Origin of the sequence: Pseudomonas sp. NPDC088885 (genome assembly GCF_044750025.1) — a bacterium.
In the GTDB taxonomy this organism is placed as follows: Bacteria; Pseudomonadota; Gammaproteobacteria; order Pseudomonadales; family Pseudomonadaceae; genus Aquipseudomonas; species Aquipseudomonas rustica.
On sequence record NZ_JBIVJB010000188.1, the window covers coordinates 1 to 3,784 of the forward strand.

The window sequence follows — 3,784 nt, forward strand, 5'->3', positions numbered from 1 at the left end:
CACATCGGAAATCCCATGCAACTCAAGAATCCCATCCTCGGCCTGTGCCAACAGTCCACGTTCATGCTCAGTGCCGCCAAAGTCGATCAATGCCCTGACGACGAAGGCTTCGAAGTAGCGTTTGCCGGCCGTTCCAACGCCGGCAAATCCAGCGCACTGAACACATTGACTCACGCCAGCCTGGCGCGCACCTCGAAAACGCCGGGTCGCACACAGCTGTTGAACTTCTTCAAGCTAGACGAAGATCGCCGTCTGGTCGACCTGCCGGGCTACGGTTATGCAAAAGTACCGATCCCGCTGAAGATGCACTGGCAGCGTCACCTTGAGGCTTACCTCGGTGGCCGCGAGAGTTTGAAGGGTTTGATTTTGATGATGGACATCCGTCATCCAATGACCGACTTCGACCTGCTCATGCTCGACTGGGCCGTTGCGGCCGGCATGCCGATGCACATCCTGCTGACCAAGGCCGACAAACTGACCTACGGCGCAGCCAAAAACACCCTGCTCAAAGTGCAGTCGGAAATCCGCAAAGGCTGGGGCGATCAAGTCACCATCCAACTGTTCTCCGCACCAAAACGCATGGGCCTGGAAGAGGCCTACACTGTATTGGCCGGGTGGATGGAACTGGCAGACAAAGGCGCCGAGGCGGCAGCCGAGTAAGTCGGGATATGGAAATTTGTTTGTAGTGTGTTCAGGCAAGGCGAAAGGGCAGTGAAAAGCGGCCGGGGTCGCGCTCGACTTTAGGGAGCCTAAATGAGCATTTGAGCTGCGCTTTCAACGCAGCATGAACGCGCTACAGACAAATTTTGGGCAAAAAAAGCCCCGGATTTCATTGGGGAGGGAGAAATTCCGGGGTTTAAGTTCCGAACCGCTAGGGCGGGGTTCAGATATCTGCCAACACTTAACACAACATAGGAGCATTGAAGGGCTTCACCAGCCATTCAGTAACTCTGAGTAGTGATCTTCCAGATTAGTTCAGATTATTTTCGAAAAGCTTTGGAATAACCCCAAGCGCTTTTCGAAATAAGCAGGATTTATCGGGTTTGCCGCGACGCTATGTCGCGGCGACCGACATCAAATGGCTCAGTGAGCCTCATCCCAATTGTTGCCCACACCCACTTCGACCAGCAGCGGTACATCCAGTTTCGCCGCTTCGCTCATGTGCACGCGGATTTCGGCGCTGACCTGCTCGACCAGATCCTCGCGAACCTCCAGCACCAATTCATCGTGTACCTGCAAGATGACGCGAGCGTCCAGCCCGGACGTCGCCAGCCATTCATCCACCGCCACCATGGCTTTCTTGATGATATCGGCAGCGGTGCCCTGCATCGGCGCGTTGATCGCCGTGCGTTCGGCGGCAGCGCGTTCCTGCGGCTTGTTCGAGTTGATTTCCGGCAGGTACAGACGACGACCAAAGAACGTCTCGACATAACCCTGATCCGCTGCCTGCGCGCGGGTGCGATCCATGTACTCGCGAACCCCCGGATAGCGGGCGAAGTAAGTGTCGATGTAAGCCTTGGCAGTCTTGGTGTCGACGCCGATGTCCTTGCCGAGCTTCTGCGCGCCCATGCCGTAAATCAGGCCGAAGTTGATCGCCTTGGCGCCACGGCGCTGATCGGAGCTGACTTCGTGCAGTTCGACCTTGAACACTTCGGCAGCGGTGGCGGTGTGCACGTCGAGATTGTTGCGGAAGGCGTTCATCAGGCCTTCGTCCTTGGACAGGTGCGCCATGATCCGCAGTTCGATCTGCGAATAGTCCGCCGCCAGCAGTTTGTAGCCTTTTGGCGCGACGAACGCCTGACGAATGCGTCGACCTTCAGCGGTACGCACCGGAATGTTCTGCAGGTTAGGATCGCTGGAGGACAAGCGACCGGTCGACGCCACCGCCTGATGATACGAGGTGTGGATGCGCCCGGTGCGCGGGTTGATCTGCTCTGGCAAGCGATCGGTGTAAGTGCTTTTCAGCTTGCTCATCGAGCGGTGCTCCATCAGCACCTTCGGCAAGCGGTGATCGTCTTCAGCGAGTTTCGCCAACACTTCTTCAGCGGTGGACGGCTGGCCCTTGGCGGTCTTCTTCAGCACTGGCAAACCAAGTTTTTCGTAGAGAATCACGCCCAGTTGCTTCGGCGAGCCGAGGTTGAATTCTTCCCCGGCGATCTCGAACGCTTCGCGCTCCAGCGCGACCATTTTGTTGCCCAGCTCGATGCTCTGGATGCCGAGCAGCTCCGCGTCAACGAACGCGCCCTGGCGTTCGATGCGCGCCAGCACCGGCACCAACGGGATTTCGATGTCGGTCAGCACGCTGGCCAGACTCGGGATCGCGCTGAGTTTTTCGAACAGCGTCTGATGCAGACGCAGGGTGATGTCGGCGTCTTCGGCGGCGTACGGGCCAGCCTGTTCCAGCGCGATCTGGTCGAAAGTCAGCTGCTTGGCGCCTTTGCCAGCGATGTCCTGGAAGCTCACGGTGGTGTGATCCAGGTACTTCTGCGCGAGGCTGTCCATGTCGTGGCGGGTGGCGGTGGAGTTGAGCACGTAGGACTCAAGCATCGTGTCGAAGGCGATGCCGCGCACGGTGATGCCGTTGTTCTGGTCGCCACCGATGGCGCAGTTGGCGAGGATGTTCATGTCGAACTTGGCGTGCTGGCCGACCTTGAGCTTGCTCGGGTCTTCCAGAATCGGCTTCAACGCGCGCAGCACGGTGTCGCGATCCAGCTGCTCCGGCACGCCGATGTAGGAGTGGGTCAGCGGAATGTATACGGCTTCGTTGGCCTGCACGGCGAACGACAGGCCGACCAGTTGCGCCTGCTGCGCATCGATGCCGGTGGTTTCGGTGTCGAAGGCGAACAGTTTGGCGTTGTTGAGTTTTTCCAGCCAGACATCAAAACGTGCCTGATCGAGGATGGTTTCGTACGCCGCTTCGGTCGGAGCAGCAGGAGTTTCGATATCTGGCGCGCTGAACAGATCGCCAGCCGGCGCAGGCTCGCTGGCCGCGCTCAATTCCAGCCGTTTGGCGTCGCGATCCAGATCGTTGATCCAGCTTTTGAATTCCAGCAGCGAGTACAACTCGTAGAGCTTGGCCGGGTCTTCCGCGCCCATTTGCAGATCGTCGAGTTCGACGTCCAGCGGCACATCGATCTTGATCGTCGCCAGTTGATAGGAGAGGAACGCCATCTCCTTATGTTCTTCGAGCTTGGCCGGCAGGGTTTTCGCGCCGCGAATCGGCAGGGTCGGGACGATGTCGAGATTGGCGTACAACTCGGTGAGGCCACCGTTGACGCCGACTAGCAAGCCGGAAGCGGTCTTCGGGCCGATGCCCGGAACGCCCGGAATGTTGTCGGACGAATCGCCCATCAGCGCCAGATAATCGATGATCTGCTCCGGTGCGACGCCGAATTTCTCCTTCACGCCTTCTACGTCCATCGAGCTACCGGACATGGTGTTGACCAAGGTAATGTGGCCATCGACCAGTTGCGCCATGTCCTTGTCGCCGGTGGAGATGATCACCGGACGATCCGCCGCCGCGCTGCTGCGGGCGAGGGTGCCGATCACGTCATCAGCCTCGACGCCTTCCACGCACAACAGCGGGAAACCTAGGGCGATCACGCTCTGGTGCAACGGCTCGATCTGCACGCGCATGTCGTCGGGCATGCTTGGGCGGTTGGCTTTGTATTCGGCGTACATCTCATCGCGAAATGTCCCACCCTTGGCGTCGAACACCACGGCGAACGGGCTGTCCGGGTACTGCTTGCGCTGACTATTGAGCATGTTCTGCACGCCTTTGACC

2 protein-coding genes are annotated in these 3,784 nt (G+C 58.8%); one reads left to right on the top strand and one right to left on the bottom strand.

The window, feature by feature from the left end:
* Positions 1-15 precede the first annotated feature (15 nt).
* Complete coding sequence (gene yihA, locus ACIP1X_RS28125; protein ID WP_122604724.1) at positions 16-660, top strand: ribosome biogenesis GTP-binding protein YihA/YsxC; 645 nt, start codon at positions 16-18, stop codon at positions 658-660.
* Between the two features lie 423 nt (positions 661-1,083).
* Here yihA and polA read toward each other — a convergent pair.
* Positions 1,084-3,784: DNA polymerase I (gene polA, locus ACIP1X_RS28130; protein ID WP_400755901.1), on the bottom strand; the 2,701-nt coding region annotated here is incomplete at its 5' end.